We start from the raw sequence: 17,143 nt of genomic DNA, 5'->3' as shown, positions 1-17,143 counted from the left end.
CGCTGCGATGCCGGCATAAGCGTTATTGGCGACATCGTTGATAGCCTGGTTTGCCTGGGTTAAACAGCTGGTCGCTAGAGTTGTTGACCGGCTGTACGCCCTGTGCGCCATCGGACACGCGCACGATACGGGCAACCGCGCCCGTCGTGATCCGTCCGAATGGCGAGACACAGCAGAATCATCTCCAATGAGCAGTGAGACGCTGCCATCATGTGGCAATCCTCAAGTCGATAGGATTGGGTTCCGATGCACTATGCAATGCGATAGGGTCAAATTCGGCCGTAGCAGTCGTCCAGGCGCACAATATCGTCCTCGCCGAGATAACTGCCCGATTGAACCTCGATGATTTCGAGCTGCACTTTGCCCGGATTCTCCAACCGATGCTGCACGCCGAGCGGAATGAAGGTCGATTGGTTTTCTGAAAGAAGAAACTGGTCCTCGCCCCGTGTCACGAGCGCGGTGCCGCGCACGACGACCCAGTGCTCGGCGCGATGGTGGTGCATCTGCAATGACAGGCGAGCGCCAGGCGCAACCACGATGCGCTTCACCTGAAACCGCTCGCCGCGCTCGATCGCATCGTAGAAGCCCCACGGACGGCGCACCTTCCGGTGCGTCTCGGCTTCAGGCGCGCGCTGCTCGCGAAAGCGCGCCACCAGCGTCTTGATGTCCTGCGCGTGTGAGCGGTCGGCGACGAGCACAGCGTCGTCCGTGTCGACGACGACTACGTTGGCGGTGCCAACGCATGCAACCAGCCGCCCGCCCTCGGCGCGCACATAGCTCGAGGTCGCGCCTTCGAAAACGACACGCCCGCTCGCGACGTTGCCGAGCCCGTCCTTCTCCATCGCTTCCCACACGGCATCCCAGGATCCGAGGTCCGACCATCCCGCCGCCAATGGCACGACCACGCCTTTGCAAGGCGAGCCGGCCGCGCCGATGTGCTCCATTACCGCATAGTCGATGGAATCCGCCGGCACACGGCCGAACTGAAACGGGCAAGGACGAATGAAGTTGTCGTCCGCCTTGCCTTCCGCGAACGCCGCGGTGCAGGCCGCATGCATGTCGCCGTTGAGCTTGGCTAGCGCTTCGAGCCACACGCCCGCTCGCACGATGAAGATGCCGCTGTTCCACCAGTAGGTGCCTGCAGCGACGTACTGCGCGGCGAGTTCGGTCGTGGGCTTTTCGACGAAGCGGTCGATCAGATGTGCGCCGTTTTCGAGGGCGTCGCCGATTCGGATGTAGCCAAAGCCGGTATCCGGCCGTGTGGGCGCAACGCCAAACGTCACGATCATGGAGCGTTCGGCATATTCAGCGGCAATTGCGATCGCACGATGCAGCGCCGGAATGTCTGAGATGGAATGGTCAGACGGCATCACCACCATGATCGCGTCGTCATCCTGATTAACGGCTGCGAGCGCCGCGAGCGTGAGCGCCGGCGCCGTATCGCGCCGCGCAGGCTCGACGATAATCTTCGCGCAGACGCCGCACGCCCGCACCTGCTCTTCTGTCTGGAACCGGTGTTCCTCCCCACACACGATAATCGGCCGAGTGTCGACGTCGAAGCCGCCGACGAAACCCTCCATCCGTGTGACGGTAGCCTGCAGCAATGAATCCCGTCCGACCACATCGATCAATTGCTTTGGAAACTGCTCACGCGACATCGGCCAGAGGCGCGTGCCCGATCCGCCTGCGAGAATGACCGGGACGATGCGCCGACAGGAGTGCCCGAGCGACGCTTCTGCCTTCGCCGCTGCCATTGCGTCTTCAGAACTCACCGCGTCTTCCATCATCCACCCCTCTGGTCTTGCGTCGAACACGTACTTCCCGGCATCGCCAATTCGATTCATCGGTTATGGGTTCGCCGTGAAGCGCACTTTCTCCTGCTCTCCCACATAGGGGCCCTGCTTGACTTCGATGAAAGATACGTCGTCGATGACCTCGAACCCGTGCCCACCTGACGCCAGCAAGATGACATCACCCGCGCACAGCACGCGGCTCGTCAGGAATTTTCGATCGGCCGTATAGAGCCTGACCATCACGCGGCCCCGCTTGATGAAGAGAGAACGACCTCACGCGTCTGCAAGCATAGGAGCAGTTCCAGGGTCACTAGACGGGTTGACCGAATATGCCATGACGTTGGCTGAAGCGAGTTTCGCGGTACCAGGTGGTCTCACACGCACCACCTGATCTGCTCTTCTTTGGTTCATCATGCACTTATCCAAAGTGTTGCCCGCAGCCCATAAAGGAAGAGTACCTGCACACGAGCAGCTTCGAGCATACCAACGAAGCCTACGCTATCGCGAAGGTCGCCGGGCTCAAGCTTTGCGAGGGGTACAACCGACAGCACGGAACGCGGTACATATCGGTGATGTCCGAACGACAACGATGATTTGCAGAACGACCCCGGGTCCGCCGTACTGGCCTTGCTCGACGCCGACGGGGCCGCAGGCGTGTTCAATATCGGATACGGACGGGGACACTGCAATCGCGGATCTCGCCCGTCTCGTCTGTGACCTCACCGTACTCTAATTCATCCAGACTTCCTCTCCCCAACACACCGCACGGGTGCGATATCGTTCGAGCACCCGCGCTAGCGTCGACAAGCGGGCTGCGTCATCGTTGCTCGCAAGACGCCGCGTGCCGCGCTCGATCATCAACTGGCGCAATGCAGGCTGGTCGATCAGACTGAAAAGCGCATCCGCCATGCTGTCGGGCCGAGCCAGATCGACCAGCAGTCCCGCGTCGCCGACTTGCTCGCGCAGCGCCTCGAGGTCCGGGTAAAGGACCGGTACGCCCAGACTGAACGCCTCGAGCGGCGGCAGATTGGTCGGGCCGAAATATGTGGGCATCACTAACGCGATCGACTCGCGATACAAGTAAGGCACGTCGCCGTCCGGAACGAAACCGAGAAAGAACACACGCTCGCCCAGACCGAGATCGGCGGCGACCGAACGCACGTATCTCATGTTGCCGAAATCGCTTCCTGTGAATACCGCACCTACACGGATGCCATAGCGGGACTCCAGCGCGTGCAGTCCCTTCAACAGAAACACATGGTTCTTGTGCGACCAGAACTGCGCGGGATAGTAGACGTATTTCAGATCGCGCGGAATTTTGTACTTCGTCTTGACATCGACGAAGTGCTCCGCGTACGCCTCCTCGGAAAGCACTGTCGCGCGGGCAGGCGAGAATGGCATCAAATGCACGCGTTCGCTGTCTACTCCATATCGCCTGACAACCTTCTCGCGGCCGGCCTGCGAATCGACGAAGATGCCGCAGGCCTTCTTCAAGGCAGATCCGTACAGAAATTCGCGACGCTCGAATTCGTGCTTGATCCGGACTTCGGGAAACTCGACGTCGTCGCGGTGGGACAGATCCCAAACGGTGAACAGGTAGTTGAATCGATCAATCGCCAGTGCGAGGCGGGACGGCGTTGTGAAGTACGCAATGTCCGCGCGCATCACCGAAAGCAAGCGGTCCACCGAAGCCATCTTGCCCGGTTTCCGCAGAAACGCGCGCGGGCCTCCACGGCTATATATTGAACCGAGTCTCGCCGCCAGTCCGCGCAAGCGGGGCACCGGAAAAAAAATAGGCTCAATGCCGCTGCGTCGCAGATCATCGATGGTGGATCGCCGCGTCGTCACAAACTCAACCGCGCAAAGTTCCGGCGGAAGACTCTTTAGCAGCAAGGCAGCATTCTTCGCCTGCTGATAACCTCCACCAGAGGTATGTTCATAGTCTATAAACGCGACCATGCGAATAGGCCGTTCCAAGGAATCGTTTGAATTCGTCACTCCTCGCTCCACGTTTCTTGGCCATCTATATGATTGCAGCGCTCGACAACGGTTTTCGCGCTCGGTTTGAATTTAGATTGCGCGAGCTTGCTGGTGCCGTTCGTGACTGATTAAGGCAGGTATTTGGCCGGTCCGACGGCTTCCTGAGAAAAGCCCTTGTGCAAGGCTCATCTGACGCTCACGCGGCCCTCGGACATCGAGCTTCCGAGGCGAACAGATGCGCGAAGATCTGTTGCTCCTCGAAAATATTTGAATCTGAATGCCGACCAACTGATTCGAAGGCCTCCTTGTCTCGCGGCGAAACTTTCCCTGGCCAGCTCCTAAGCGGACCTCTCCACAGGATCGGCCGTGGCGCCGCTTTTCTTTCGACAGCGGTATTCCGTCGCCGACATCGAGAATTGCCTCCTGAACACTTTCGAAAGCCGCTCGCCATTCGTCAGTCCAACCCTGCGAGCGATCTTGTCTATCGGCAAGTCGCTTCTGACCAACAGTTCACAACTGAGATCGAGGCGCGCTCGCAAAAGATATTCCGACGGTGTCACTCCCATCTCGCGCTTGAACAGACGCAGGAAGTTCCGCTCGCTCATCGCCACCGTACGAGCCGCGTCACCTATTGAAACCGGGCGTCCGCAATTTCGCTCGAGCCAGCGCGCGGATTCCTGTGCCTTTTCCGCCTGCGTGTTCGTTCCCATGGTGCTCAGCATGGTCGTCAAATTCTGATCTTTGGAGACGGTGAAGTGATCGGCAACCGCTGTCGCGATGTCGTATCCGAGGTCCCGCTTCACGAGCGCGAGCGAGTTGATCAGCGCATCCCCGCCTTCGGTCGACGCCGCGACGTTAGACGTCTCCGGACTCCAGATGCCCGGATCGACCGAAGCCCAATCGCGGCGAGAAATGCCCGCTGCCGCCAGCAGCAAGTCGCCGTTGCCGAGAGGGTTGACGACGCCGGTCTGCGAACATGCTATGGTCAATAACCCAATGAGCACCTCGTCGGCGGCTGCACGCTTTGCGCCGGGTCCGCCCGCAATATACAGTGCGTCGAAGCCTTGGAACCGCTGGCCGCCCAGGCGCTCGGTCCAAACGCAAACGGATGACGAACAGGCTATCATCCCACCGCAGGCAGAGACTAGACGGACGCTGTAAGTTGCGTTTCTTCTCAGACTGCGAGACTGAATCTCGTTGGCGATATGAAGCACCTCGGCAAGGGTGCCCGCTTCCAGCAGCGAAAAACCGTCGTACAACAAAATTCCTATGAGCTTGACTGCGCGTTCTTTAAATCGGTGGAAAATACCGTTATTTCCTGCATCGCCTAAGCTGGTAGCGTGGGACATGCCGTTACCTCCATTTTGCTTCGGTTCCAGATCGCTGCTCTGGCTTGCGTTGGAACGCTGTGGAAAGCGAATGACCTCGTGAGCTTAGTGCCATATTCGATCCACCATTGCCGCGGTGTCCGCCAAAAGCATGTTTCTGGCCGAGAATGTCGCTCCCGGTATCAACAAGACCAAAACATCGTCTGATTTCTTCAGCGCTGAAAGTGAAAACCATAAAGCCGCTCATCAGGGTTTCCCGACCCACTGGACTTGCTGAGCGATAGACCGATCAGACGGCGAATGCTTCAGCAAGGAAACGACCCGTCAACACCTTGCTGAAAACGGTCATGCATGTAGTCTGAAAATCCCCGCTAGATACCCTTTCTCATGAGCACCCTGAGCTTTGGCTTTGGTTGCCTTCGAATAAACAAGAGTGCGTTCGCGTCACGCGTGACTTCGCCACCGCCATACGACCAGACATGGAGTCGCTTCATGAGCTTCAGCACGAGATATTCGCAATACTATGATCTTTTCTATCATGACAAGAACTACAAGGCGGAAGCGTCGTTTGTCACCGGATTGCTCGGGCGGTACGGAATAGTTGGAGGTCACGTGATGGATCTAGGTTGCGGCACCGGACGCCACGCGGCGGAATTCGCAGCCGCGGGATTTTGTGTTTCTGGCGTTGACATGAGCGCCGATATGCTTGCCCGAGCCGCTGCCAGGTGTACCACTCTGCCAGGCGCAGTAGCGAAGCGACTGACGTTTCAGCAAGGCGACGCGCGGATCGTCCGCACGAATGAACTCTACGACGCAGTCGTCTCGCTCTTCCATGTTGCGAGCTATCAAACGACCAACTCCGATTTCATGGCGATGTGTCACACCGCTGCGACGCACCTGCGGCCATCAGGACTGTTCGTGTTCGATTGCTGGTACGGTCCCGCGGTCCTCGCCGCTCCGCCCGACGTACGCATCAAACGCGCCTCCAGCGAAGAAACCGCGGTGATACAAATCGCCGAGCCCACGATGCGTCCTCATGACAATACTGTCGCGTTCAACTACACCGTCCTGCTAACGGATTTGAAAACGCTGTCGGTCGAGACCGTCCTCGAGACGCATGTGATGCGCTACATGTTCAAGCCCGAGATCGAACTGATGCTGGACCTCAGCGGATTCGAGGTCCTGGACAGTTTGAAGTGCATGGGCGGCGAGTTGGGTGCTACCGATCTCTCAGCGACATTCGTCGCGAGAAAACGGTGATGCGCGGAAACAGCCCGAGCGAGAAAACGTCGGAAAATACAACGAATGGCATATCATAGCCAGCCTCGTCGATGAGTCGAGGCTGAACCGCCAGGCAGTCCTGCGCTGGCTAAGCGCATCGCGTCAAAGCGGCTCGCCGAAAGCCGCGTGCCACCACCTGCCACCCGGATCAAGTGTTTGTTCCGTTGCGTGACGGGCCATATTTGCTGCGGCGAGCAGTCGGTCAGCACCGCGCTGAACTTGACCTGCTGTTGCAGAAACTTCGCGAAAAGGCGGTGGCCAGCATGTCGCGCACCACGCCCACCGTGTAGTCCTGCTGTGCTTCGGTAAGCGCGAGACCACTCGGCAGATACAATCCCCTTCGACTCATGCGTTCGGCAATCGGGAAATTCTCGCCCTTGAACATCCCTTGCTTGAGAAAAACCGGCTGTTCGTGCATCGGCCAGAAGAACGGCCGCGCGCTGACACCTGCCTCCGCCAGCATGGACCGGAGCTCGTCGGCATCAAAGGGCAAGCTGTCGTCCAATACCATACCGAAGACCCAATAGATATTCTCGGCATATGGCAATGCCACCGGCGCCATCCCGATTCCCGGCACTCCCCGCAAAAGGCTTTCGTAGCGGCGGCCCAACTCGCGTTTTCGCGCGATGTGCGCATCTAGCTTCTCGAATTGCGCTAGCCCGACAGCCGCCTGGAGGTTGCTCATCCGATAATTCCAGCCAAGCTCTTCGTGGACGAATCGCCTCTCAGGCTTGAAACACAGGTTTCGCAAACTTCTCGCGCGCGTAGCCAGCTCGTCGTCGTCGCAGACGATCATGCCCCCTTCCCCCGTCGTGATGTGCTTGTTGGCGTAGAAGCTGAAGCACGATATATCGCCGAAACTGCCGCACTTCGCTTCGTTATAGGTTTGTCCGATTGCCTGCGCAGCATCTTCGATCACAACGAGGCCGTATTTCCTTGCGATATCCAGCAACGGAGCCATATCCACCGGCAGACCGAAAGTGTGCACGGCCATGATCGCCCGCGTCCGGCTCGTGATAGCGCTTTCGATCTTCGTCACGTCCATGTTCCACGTATCCGGACTTGAGTCGACCAGTCTCAAGCGGGCACCGGTGCGAACAATGGCCGATGCGCACGATATGATCGTGTGCGTGGGGATGATAACTTCGTCGTCGGGACCGAGCCGCAGAGCCACCGCCGCCACGTCCAACGCAGCGCTGCCGTTCGCGACGGCAATCGCGTGTCTGCGGCCGACGTAACCCGCCATCGCACGTTCGAAACGCTCGACGAACGCCCCGTCCGAAGAAATCCACCCGCTTTCAATGCATTCGTTCAGATAGACGCGCTCCTTTCCGTCGAGCAGGGGTTCGTTGACCGGAATCATCGCGCGCCGTCCTTAACTTCAAGCTCGACGCCTGGGCCGTTGCTCGCTTCACTGCATCGGCTCAGGTTTGCGGACGCGAAGCGCGATTTTTCCTGCTCTCCCATATAGGGCCCTTGTTTGACTTCGAAGAAAGACGCGTCCTCGAGCATCTCGAAGCCGTGACCGCCCGACGCCAGCAAGATGACATCGCCCGCGTACAGTACACGGCTCGACAGGTAGTCCTTATCGGGCGTATAGAACTTCACCAGGACACGGCCACGCTTGACGAAGAGCACCTCTTGCGTCCATTCGATCTGCCGCACCAACTTGCAGTGAAGATGCGCGTCGATCACTTTTCCGGCGGGATGTTCCATGTACGCGAGTTGCTGAGGAAACTCCTTCGGAGTAAAGAAACTCACACCACTTCTCGAGAACGAATCCCGGATGATCATGGCGAGCGTTTCACCTTCGAACGAGACTACTTCGAAATTCGAGTCATGAACGACCTCTGCGTTGCCCGTTATCGATAGAGCTTCCATTTTTTTCCTCGAAGAGAGCCGGTAGTATCCCGACACACCGAACCTTCCGGGAGCAGAGCCGCTTACGACATAAATTGGCCCACGGAGGTCCTTCATGCGTCCCCGAAGCATAGGATCGGTTCGGCGGTCACACGGTCAGATGGCCGAATACGGAATGAAGTTGGCTGACCGGGGTATTACATTGCAGCGTCACCTCGCGCATCCTTATATCCTCGGCAACGACCGCGGAGAGGCGCACACGGACCGCGCCAATATATTGGCACCGTCCGCCATGACCTTGAATGGTCCATACGCATTGCTAAGCTGATGAAATCGCACGTCGTAGCCCTTTGAATCAAGTGGCGGGGCAACTCACGTTCCGACCGACGTGTCTCTCTCGACTATTGGCCATTCACATGAACAGAAACTCTCGCATCTATGTCGCCGGACATAAGGGAATGGTCGGCTCGGCTCTCCTTCGGCGCCTTGCCAGTTCCGGATATGATCACGTGATCACGGCCTCCAGACAGTCGCTCGACTTGCTGGATCAGCGCGCCGTGATGGATTTTTTCGCTCGAGAGCACATAGACGTCGTCCTCCTGGCCGCAGCCAAAGTCGGCGGAATTCATGCCAATTCGACTCAGCCGGCTTCGTTTCTCTACGAGAACCTCGTCATCGAAACCAATGTGATTCATGCTGCATTCAAGAGTCACACGCAGAAGCTCGTGTTCTTCGGTTCATCGTGCATCTATCCAAAGCTTTGCCCTCAGCCCATAAAAGAAGATTACCTGCTCACGAGCGCTCTCGAACAAACCAACGAAGCCTATGCCATCTCAAAGATCGCGGGTCTCAAGCTTTGTGAAGCGTATAACAAGCAATACGGAACGCGCTTCATATCGGTGATGCCCACGAATCTCTATGGCCCCAACGACAACTATGATCTTCAAGGCAGCCATGTGCTGGCTGCGCTCATCCGCAAGGCGCACGAGGCAAAGCTGAACGGACTCGAATCGCTCCCGGTATGGGGCTCCGGATTGCCAAGACGGGAATTCCTTCATGTAGACGATCTGGCGTCCGCGGTTTTCGTCCTGCTGAGCAACGACCTGGTCGAGGGCATGTTTAATGTCGGATATGGAAAGGACATAGCGATTGCCGACCTCGCACGACTGATCTGCGATGTCGTCGGTTTTTCTGGATCGCTGAGATTCGACTCGTCGAAGCCCGACGGGACGCCGCGAAAGTTGCTCGACGTATCGAAGCTCGCCGCTCTGGGTTGGGCGCCCACGATTACGCTCAGAGAGGGCATCGCCTCAACCTACGCCGACTTCGAGAATGACGTGCAGCGTACCGGGCTCGCCAGCGCCTGACGAATTCGCGCGGCGTCCGCGATCCTGCACCACGGATTGAAGTTCCGCCTTTGGTATCCAGGGTACCCGTCTGCCGACTGCGGTTCCTGTCCCTCAATGCCAGCAAATCACGTCACTTTCAAGGCCACGACAGGTCATTCCGGTTAGAGCGGCTTGATCAAAGCGTCGGCCTAGTCCGTTGAACCGGATGAATTGCGCCGGATTCGCCGCGATGGATCGGAGTACTTCCATTTCAATGGGCGCGCCTGCTTGTTGTATTGACAGATATAACGCATGAGCTTTTTGTTGAGATCCTTGGTGCTGGTGAATACGCCACGCGCAATGTCGTCGCGCTGGATGCGTGCAAACCAGTTCTCGACCTGATTCAGCCATGACGAATACGTCGGGGTGTAATGTATCGACACTTTCGGATGGTCAACCAGAAATGTTTGAACGGCGTTGGTTTTGTGGCTGCTCACGTTGTCGCAGATCACGTGAATCTCCTTTCCGCGCGGCTGTGCCCATACCACCTCGGTGAGGAACGCAACAAACTGGGCACTGGTATGGCGTGGCGCGGTTTTGCCCAGCACCTCACCGGTGGCAACATTCAATGCGGCGAACAGGCTCAGGGTGCCGTTGCGTTTGTATTTAAAGCCATGGCTCTCGGCGCGTCCCGGCGAGAGCGGCAACATCCGGTCCTTGCGATCCAGCGCCTGGATGGCTGTCTTGTCGTCCACGCAGAACACCACTGCATGCAACGGCGGATTGAGGTACAGCCCGATCACGTCGGCTACCTTCGCCTCAAGGTCGGGATCGTTGGACACCATGTGGGTATCGAGGCGATGTGGCCGAATGTCGTGCTTGCGCCAGATACGCTGCACCGTCATGAAGGCCATGCCCAACTGTGCCGCCAGTTTGCGGCTGCTCCAGTGTGTCGAGCCGTCGGCCGGCTTACGTCGCAGTGTGTAGTCGAGCACTCTCGCTTCGAGAACCGCCAGGTCAGGTCGCGGTGCCCGGCCTGGATGTCTGCCGTACAAGCCAGCCAAACGCTCACTGGTGAAACGCATTTGCCACGTTGTAATGAAACGCGAATCGCAACGCAATTCCGCCATGATCGCCGCACGCGAGGCTCCTTCGTCGAGCAGCAAGATCAACCGCGCACGCCTCACCTGGCCAACGGCCATCGTGCGGCTGCGCTGCATCGACATCAGCTCTTCGCGCTCGGTTTCGCTCAGATTCATTTTGCTTATGCACTATTAGCTCGGTGCAATTTCATTGGTTCAATGGACTAGTCCTTGATTCGACTGCTCAAAGCCCTGGATATCGACCTTTCTAGCGCGTCTCGCGTCAGAAGTTGGGCGGCTGCTTTCATTGCCCGCTCGATGCTCATGCGTTTGCGGCGATACGTCTGCTCTGCGTTTGCCAACGCATCGGCGATGGACCTTGCATCCGCGGAAACAAAGCATATGGCGTCGTGAATCTCCTTCATGCTCATCGGGGGAAGTTCGGTGGAAATGACCAATCTTCCCGACGCGACATATTCGACAACCTTGAAAGGAAAGACCCCGTTACCCATTTTCTCTATCGAAACATGCGGGTTCACCAGCACGTCACAGTCGGAAATCAATTTGAACAAGACTCTTTCGTCCACCCGACCGTGGAAGTGCACCGGGTAATCTTCGGCGGACAGCCTTACGAACTCGCGTGCCAGCGGACCCGTTCCGCAGACGTGAAACATAAGGCGTCCGCCGGACTTCCGGATCAGGTCGAGAACCACGTCAGCACCCTTCTCGACGCTCAGCCCACCGAAATAGCCAACCATCGTTCTAGCATCTGCCGTTCGCGAGAATGGACGCCGCTGTCCACAAGCTTCAATGAGATCGTCCGACACCACGCCCGGACACAGCACCACGGGACAACCGCTGCGTTGATGTTCGCGTGTCGATAAGTGATCGTTAACCGCAAGACATAACGATGGAGCGGGTAATACGTATCGCCATGCGATGAAGTCGAGCAACGGCTTCGGATGCCAGCGGCGACGAGAAAGCAGCCAATCTTCGAACTGGAGGATCAGACGCGCACCGAACCGGTGCGTCAGCACGCGAGCGAGCATCGACTCGAACGCGTACGCGTTATAGATCCATACGGCTTCAGGCTTGCCGACCTTCGCTATCTCATCGCTCAGCGCCAAGACTTCGAAGAGGTTCAGCAGCTTGCCGATGGGCCTTACAGGGTAGCAGCGAAGCGAAATCTCCCGAATGCGTTGCGTGCCGATGACGGAATCCCGAAATTTTCTACGTGACCATCCTGCCTCTACGTGGCCCGTATTGATCAAAAGAACATCCTTGGAAAGTTGCAATGCCAACGCCAGAAAAAACTCCACCTTGCGTGCGGCGCCCAGATTCACATTCGCCCCACGATTAGAGGCGCTGTAAGGCGCTATGAAAACAAGCATTTCTGCTGCTCCACGTCAGCGACTTCTGCTTCAGTGCCAGGCGAGTCAACGCCACGTGATCGACGCGCGGACAAATACGCGCCGAGAGAGCACCCGTAGATGTCCCCAAAGCAGAGCATCAGAGTCGTCACCAGTGGATACTGCTCGAATAGGTTGACGTCCATGCAGGCCGCAATCGTGATCCCAACGAACACCACATATCGAACTGACTGACGCCTCGAATGACGCGGACGGATGCGCCAGAAAAACGCCGTCGCACCCGTCGCGAAAATTAGCATACCCACGATTCCGATTTGAAACTGCATCGTCACGAAGGCGTTATCGATGATCTGATTGAACCGGTATTGCTCAGGGTCGACGCCCGCACGCTGGAGGAGCATGACGGCTGTGTTCGTGCCTACGCCGAGGCCCCGCCCCAGAAAAAGTTCTCCCGGAGTTGCCTCTGACAACTGCTCCGCTATCTTCCCAAGGTTGGATAAACGACCGCCTTCGTCGAGTTGATCAGTCAGCACATCACCGCGGCCGACCGCTTCCACCATGTGAGAATAGCCAACGATTGCGAGGCAAATAGCAATCGGTAGCGCAGTCACCACCAGCAGCATCCGATCATTACGGCTCAGCCGTCCCCCAAGCGCTTCCCAAACTACTACGCCGACGATGGACGCGATACTGAGCATAGCGAATCGCGTTCCCGAAGAGACGGCAATCGCGACTGCGAGGGAGAGCAATATAAGCCGATAAAACAGCCGGGCGCGGTCCAGAATGAGCACCATGCTTGCAAGCGAAATCGCATACATGCCTGCTAGCGCCGCGTTACTGAACAGGCCCGTGTACCGATCCTGCGTAAATAGAACTTGCTGTATTTGTCCGAGTTGTATCCATTGTCGCAGGACAACGTAAAAGTCCAATGCGGCAAGCGCGAGCAACGCCAGGACGAGAACCGTTTGTCCCTGCTTCTCGGCCGGCAGCAAACGCGCGAACAAAAACAGGCCGAATGACGCATGAATCAGCAGAACCCAGCGCAATCCCGCCGGTAGGAAGAACAATGGCGTCCAACCTGCGATGAACGGCACGAGTCCCACCGATACGATGCAAAGAATCCACGTGAAGAACATCAGAATAAACGTACGCATTCCCCCCCGAAAGCGATTCAGACCGAGCGCAAGAGGCCACCCGACTCCGATCAAGGCGATGCTCGCGTCCTTCACGTACTTGACAGCACCTGCGTCATCCATGGCGGCCGAATTCAAGTTCCAGACGTTGATTGCTCCGGTGCCGAGCGCGCCAAGCGCCTGATCCGCGTATTGTGCCAAGCCTGCCGCGAAGACCGTAAAGACTGCGAGTGAAAATACGAAACGCGGCGACATTCCACACGCTCCTGAGTTACATGCCGACTCGGCCAAACTTCGTCCTTACTCGTGATGCTCCAACGCCCTGTAGCCAGCCAGCGTGATCAGCGCATCCCGCTTGGCGATCTGATAGTCGGACAACACCATTTCCCTGACAAGAGCGCCGAACGTCACGGTCGGTGCCCATCCCAGCTTCGCGTGGGCTTTCGACGGATCGCCGAGCAAGGTCTCGACCTCTGTCGGTCGAAAATAGCGAGGATCCACTCGCACGATGACCGTCCCGGGCGCGACCCGGCACTCCCGGCTGCTCACACTTTCGACGATCGCGACTTCATCGACTCCGCTTCCGTCAAACCGAAGCTTGATGCCGAGTTCGCACGCCGCCTGCTGAACGAATTCGCGCACGCTGTATTGCACGCCAGATGCAATGACAAAGTCTTCAGGCTCGTCCTGTTGCAACATGAGCCATTGCATCTGGACGTAATCGCGCGCGTGTCCCCAGTCGCGTTTCGCCGACAAATTGCCAAGGTAAAGGCAATTCTGCGAACCGATTGCAATACGTGCGATGGCGCGCGTAATTTTGCGCGTAACGAACGTCTCGCCCCGAACGGGTGATTCATGATTGAACAGAATGCCGTTGCAAGCGTATATGCCATACGCCTCGCGATAGTTGACCGTGATCCAGTACGCGTACATCTTCGCTACCGCATACGGACTGCGCGGATAAAAGGGCGTGCCCTCCCGTTGCGGCACTTCCTGCACGAGCCCGAACAACTCCGATGTCGACGCCTGATAGAACCGGGCCGTCTTCTCGAAGCCCAGAATTCGCACGGCTTCTAGCATGCGCAGCGCACCCAGGCCGTCCGCGTTCGCCGTGTACTCAGGCTCTTCAAACGAAACCGCAACATGGCTTTGCGCGGCGAGGTTATAGATCTCATCCGGTTGCACCCGCTGAATAATTCGCAAGATGCTCGACGAGTCGGTCAGGTCACCATGGTGAAGATGAAAGCGGCGCTGCGATGCATGGTCGTCCTCGTATAAATGGTCGATGCGATCCGTGTTGAAGAGCGAGGTGCGCCGCTTGACGCCATGCACTTCATATCCTTTGTCGAGCAGGAATTGAGCAAGATAAGAGCCATCCTGGCCTGTGATACCGGTGACCAGTGCAACCTTGTTCGACATGGTTCCTTCTCCTTGTTTTGATACTGCGCTGTGCGTGATATTTCTTGCGATTCGTTCAGGCTGTCCTGACATTGGACTCGCCGCCGCTTTTGCCGTACCCGTCGTACCTGCCGTAGCCTGAACCGTATCGCGCCTTGTCGAGCGGAACATCGGTAAAGAGAGTTCCTGCCACGTTCACGCCACTACTGCGCAACCGGTTGAGCGCCTCATACAGTTCGTCCACCGGATGCCGACCGTGCCGAACGACCAGCAGCGTTGTACCGGCCTGCCGGCCGATCAGCGTTGCATCGGTGACAGCAAGCACAGGCGGCGTATCGACGACGACAGCGTCATACCGCCGCGATGCAACATCGAGTATCTCGCTCAGTCTCCGAGTCGTGAGCAAGTCCGCGGCGTTTGGCGTCTCGCCCCCGCGCGGGATCAGGTCGACGCCATTCATGACATCGCGGACGACCACGTCGTCAAACGCCGCACCTTTTAGCAACTCGGTCAAGCCGGGGCCGCCAGCCGGGTTGAAGGATTTGTGTATGTCGCCCATGCGCATGTCGGCATCGATCAGGAGCACCTTTTTCCCGCCTGTCGCCAACACGATTGCAAGATTGGCCGCGACAAACGACTTTCCTACCCCGGCACGGGAACTTGTAATCATCACGACATTGTTCCTGACTTCCGATCCGATCGATTGCAACGCTGTTCGCAAGCTTCGCACGCCTTCGACCGCGACATCCCCTGGCCATACCGCAGCAAGCACATGTATGCCCGGAGCCTTGCGGCGCATTGCTTCCTGCAAACGAATTTGCCGTTCGCTGTGCGGCACGACAGCGCAAACGGGTATTCCAAGGGCTGCCTCGATCTCGGCGCTTCGCTCGATTCCACCAGACAACGCCTTGCGAAGGAACGCGGTGACGATTCCCAGTACAAGCCCAAGCACGGCAGACAACGACAATAGTACCTGCCAGTTAGGCTTGCTCGACTTCTCGGGGGGCACCGCGAGATCGACAATGCGCACGTTGCCTACGTTGCCCGCCTTGACGACACGAAGCTGTTGCGCACTGTTCAGGAGATTCGTATAGAGGTCTGTGTCGACCTGAACGTTGCGCATCAGTCGCACTGCGTTTTGCTCCTTGTCCGGCAAACTGGCAACACGCTGGCTCAGCGCTTCGCGGTCTTGTTGCAATCGGGCGATCTTCGAGTCCACCGCCGTAAGTAGCGGGTAACCCTCCTTGTAATGCTGCGAGATGTCGTCACGCTGCTGCAAGAGTCCGCGCAAGGCGGTATCGAGATCGACAACCTGTTGCAGCAACAACCGGCTTTCCACACTCAGATCGACGGTTCCATTGCTATTACGAAAAGCGTTGTACTTATCCTCTGCTTGCTGTAATTCGTCCCGCAGCTTCGGCAATTGATCCTCGAGGAAGAGAAGCGAGTGTTCGGCCTCGGACGTACGCCTTGCAAGATCCTGAGCGAGATACTGCTGAGCAACCGCATTGACGATGTCCGCAGTGCGCACCGGGTCGGGTCCCTCCAGGGCAACACCGATCATGCCGGTTTGCGACTTTCTTTCTGAAATGACCAAAGCATCTTTCAGCGCGAGGATCGTGCCCTCTATCGAACTTGACTTCAGTGTAAATTCCCCGCCGGGAGAAGCGGATAACCTATTGACGAGAAGATGCACCTTGCCGTCGCCGAAAGGCACCACCAGCTCGTGGCCGACTTTTCCTATTCCGAGCGCTTTGCCGTCAGGCGCAATCAACTTGAAGTACGGGGCCTGTCTCGCCTTTACGATGAATTCGTGGCCGACTGCAGCGTGAGGAACATCGAATTTCGATACTTCGATCGACTCGTCGCTCCAGGCGAACTGCCGCAGTCCAAACAGGGGTTTCATGCTGGCGGATCCGCTGCGGAGTCGCGCGATCCAACGGCCAATAAGTGGGAAGTACCGAGGTTGCGCCGTAGTTTGGAGATTCAGTTGCTGCACCGCCTCGCCGACCACCAGGCGTGAGCGAATGAGTTCCATCTCGGCGTCTGCACTGGCTTTCACCCTCGAATCGAATATCGAGGCGAGCCGGCCCAACGCTTCGGCTTCGGGAGAGCTGGACGCGGGTGTGCCAATCTGTATGAGCGCATCGGCCCGGTACAAGGTCGGATGCATCAGGCCGTACAACAATCCCAGCGCGAGAACGCCGAGCGCAATCATGCCGATTAGACGCCAGCTCTCGCCGATTGTGCGAAGGTAATCCGAGATGGAGATCTCATCGCCCTGCAGCGGATCATCGCGCGTGATCTGTTTCCTTGAGGCCATGGTTTCTCGGGTGGAGTGCTTTGCGCCCGCCAGCGGGATAACGCCAGGGGCAACCAGTTACGGGAGCGACGACGCGACGCATTGACCGTGCGTCCATGTGGACAGGTACTCTGCTACTACTTCAATGACTGAAATTCGAGAACGCGGAACATTCGCCGCCGCAGTCTATTTTAGATAAGCCTGCTGCTTGCGCCGTGTCGAGACCGAAATCGCCAAGATGTTGTCGGGTACGATAGGACGGTCGTTTGGAATGAAACGATCCACTGG

General features: G+C 57.8%; 14 protein-coding genes and 1 pseudogene. 3 read left to right on the top strand and 12 right to left on the bottom strand.

Translation table 11 applies throughout. From position 1 onward, the window contains the following. Window positions 1-269: 269 nt before the first annotated feature. Both F6X40_RS30230 and F6X40_RS30225 read right to left on the bottom strand, forming a co-directional pair. Window positions 270-1,754 (bottom strand): mannose-1-phosphate guanylyltransferase/mannose-6-phosphate isomerase, encoded by a 1,485-nt coding sequence (locus tag F6X40_RS30230; protein ID WP_187630378.1) that lies wholly within the window; start codon window positions 1,752-1,754, stop codon window positions 270-272. Between the two features lie 93 nt (window positions 1,755-1,847). Continuing rightward, entirely contained in the window at window positions 1,848-2,033 is a 186-nt protein-coding gene (locus F6X40_RS30225; protein ID WP_187630354.1) for a hypothetical protein, read from the bottom strand. A 152-nt stretch (window positions 2,034-2,185) separates the two neighbouring features. Between F6X40_RS30225 and F6X40_RS43635 the strand changes: the two are divergent. Continuing rightward, window positions 2,186-2,368 (top strand): annotated as a pseudogene (locus tag F6X40_RS43635) (NAD-dependent epimerase/dehydratase family protein); the annotation flags it as partial. Between the two features lie 154 nt (window positions 2,369-2,522). Here the strand turns inward: F6X40_RS43635 and F6X40_RS30215 are convergent. The 3 genes from F6X40_RS30215 to F6X40_RS30205 all read right to left on the bottom strand — a co-directional run bounded on the left by F6X40_RS30215 (window position 2,523) and on the right by F6X40_RS30205 (window position 5,348). Beyond that, window positions 2,523-3,791: a glycosyltransferase family 1 protein gene (locus F6X40_RS30215; RefSeq protein ID WP_316251863.1), complete on the bottom strand. Its 1,269-nt coding sequence runs from the start codon at window positions 3,789-3,791 to the stop codon at window positions 2,523-2,525. A gap of 320 nt (window positions 3,792-4,111) precedes the next feature. After that, window positions 4,112-5,122, bottom strand: coding sequence for a GlxA family transcriptional regulator (locus F6X40_RS30210; RefSeq protein ID WP_187630353.1), 1,011 nt, complete (start codon window positions 5,120-5,122; stop codon window positions 4,112-4,114). 4 nt (window positions 5,123-5,126) lie between these two features. After that, entirely contained in the window at window positions 5,127-5,348 is a 222-nt protein-coding gene (locus tag F6X40_RS30205) for a hypothetical protein (protein ID WP_187630352.1), read from the bottom strand. A gap of 245 nt (window positions 5,349-5,593) precedes the next feature. Between F6X40_RS30205 and F6X40_RS30200 the strand changes: the two genes are divergently transcribed. Continuing rightward, on the top strand, window positions 5,594-6,361 hold the full coding sequence (locus F6X40_RS30200) for a class I SAM-dependent DNA methyltransferase (protein ID WP_187630351.1): 768 nt from the start codon (window positions 5,594-5,596) through the stop codon (window positions 6,359-6,361). Window positions 6,362-6,584: 223 nt separating this feature from the next. On the opposite strand, the gene F6X40_RS30195 is transcribed toward F6X40_RS30200, so the two are convergent. Continuing rightward, window positions 6,585-7,745, bottom strand: coding sequence for a DegT/DnrJ/EryC1/StrS family aminotransferase (locus F6X40_RS30195; RefSeq protein ID WP_187630350.1), 1,161 nt, complete (start codon window positions 7,743-7,745; stop codon window positions 6,585-6,587). Continuing rightward, window positions 7,742-8,299, bottom strand: coding sequence for a hypothetical protein (locus F6X40_RS30190; protein WP_316251862.1), 558 nt, complete (start codon window positions 8,297-8,299; stop codon window positions 7,742-7,744). The genes F6X40_RS30195 and F6X40_RS30190 overlap by 4 nt, the downstream gene beginning before the upstream one ends. Before the next feature lie 359 nt (window positions 8,300-8,658). On the opposite strand from F6X40_RS30190, the gene F6X40_RS30185 reads away from it, so the two are divergent. Next, on the top strand, window positions 8,659-9,609 hold the full coding sequence (locus F6X40_RS30185) for a GDP-L-fucose synthase family protein (protein WP_187630349.1): 951 nt from the start codon (window positions 8,659-8,661) through the stop codon (window positions 9,607-9,609). A gap of 170 nt (window positions 9,610-9,779) precedes the next feature. Here F6X40_RS30185 and F6X40_RS30180 read toward each other — a convergent pair whose 3' ends face one another. The 5 genes from F6X40_RS30180 to F6X40_RS30160 are packed head-to-tail and all read right to left on the bottom strand — an operon-like array spanning window position 9,780 to window position 16,876. Then, on the bottom strand, window positions 9,780-10,829 hold the full coding sequence (locus F6X40_RS30180; protein ID WP_187630348.1) for an IS630 family transposase: 1,050 nt from the start codon (window positions 10,827-10,829) through the stop codon (window positions 9,780-9,782). A 47-nt stretch (window positions 10,830-10,876) separates the two neighbouring features. Continuing rightward, window positions 10,877-12,043 carry a glycosyltransferase gene (locus tag F6X40_RS30175; protein WP_187630347.1) on the bottom strand — a complete coding sequence of 389 codons (1,167 nt, stop codon included), beginning with the start codon at window positions 12,041-12,043 and terminating at the stop codon, window positions 10,877-10,879. Further along, window positions 12,028-13,410 carry a hypothetical protein gene (locus F6X40_RS30170; RefSeq protein WP_187630346.1) on the bottom strand — a complete coding sequence of 461 codons (1,383 nt, stop codon included), beginning with the start codon at window positions 13,408-13,410 and terminating at the stop codon, window positions 12,028-12,030. Before F6X40_RS30170 ends, F6X40_RS30175 begins: the two co-directional genes overlap by 16 nt. Window positions 13,411-13,455: 45 nt before the next feature. Then, complete coding sequence (gene gmd / locus F6X40_RS30165; protein ID WP_184071416.1) at window positions 13,456-14,574, bottom strand: GDP-mannose 4,6-dehydratase; 1,119 nt, start codon at window positions 14,572-14,574, stop codon at window positions 13,456-13,458. 55 nt (window positions 14,575-14,629) lie between these two features. Next, a complete protein-coding gene (locus F6X40_RS30160) occupies window positions 14,630-16,876 on the bottom strand; it encodes a polysaccharide biosynthesis tyrosine autokinase (protein WP_187630345.1) in 2,247 nt (748 codons plus the stop codon). Window positions 16,877-17,143 lie beyond the last annotated feature (267 nt).

Origin of the sequence: Paraburkholderia sp. UCT31 (genome assembly GCF_014397655.1) — a bacterium.
Lineage (GTDB): Bacteria > Pseudomonadota > Gammaproteobacteria > Burkholderiales > Burkholderiaceae > Paraburkholderia > Paraburkholderia tuberum.
The sequence above is the reverse complement of the archived record's forward strand: the minus strand, read 5'-3'. Positions and strand labels throughout refer to the sequence as shown.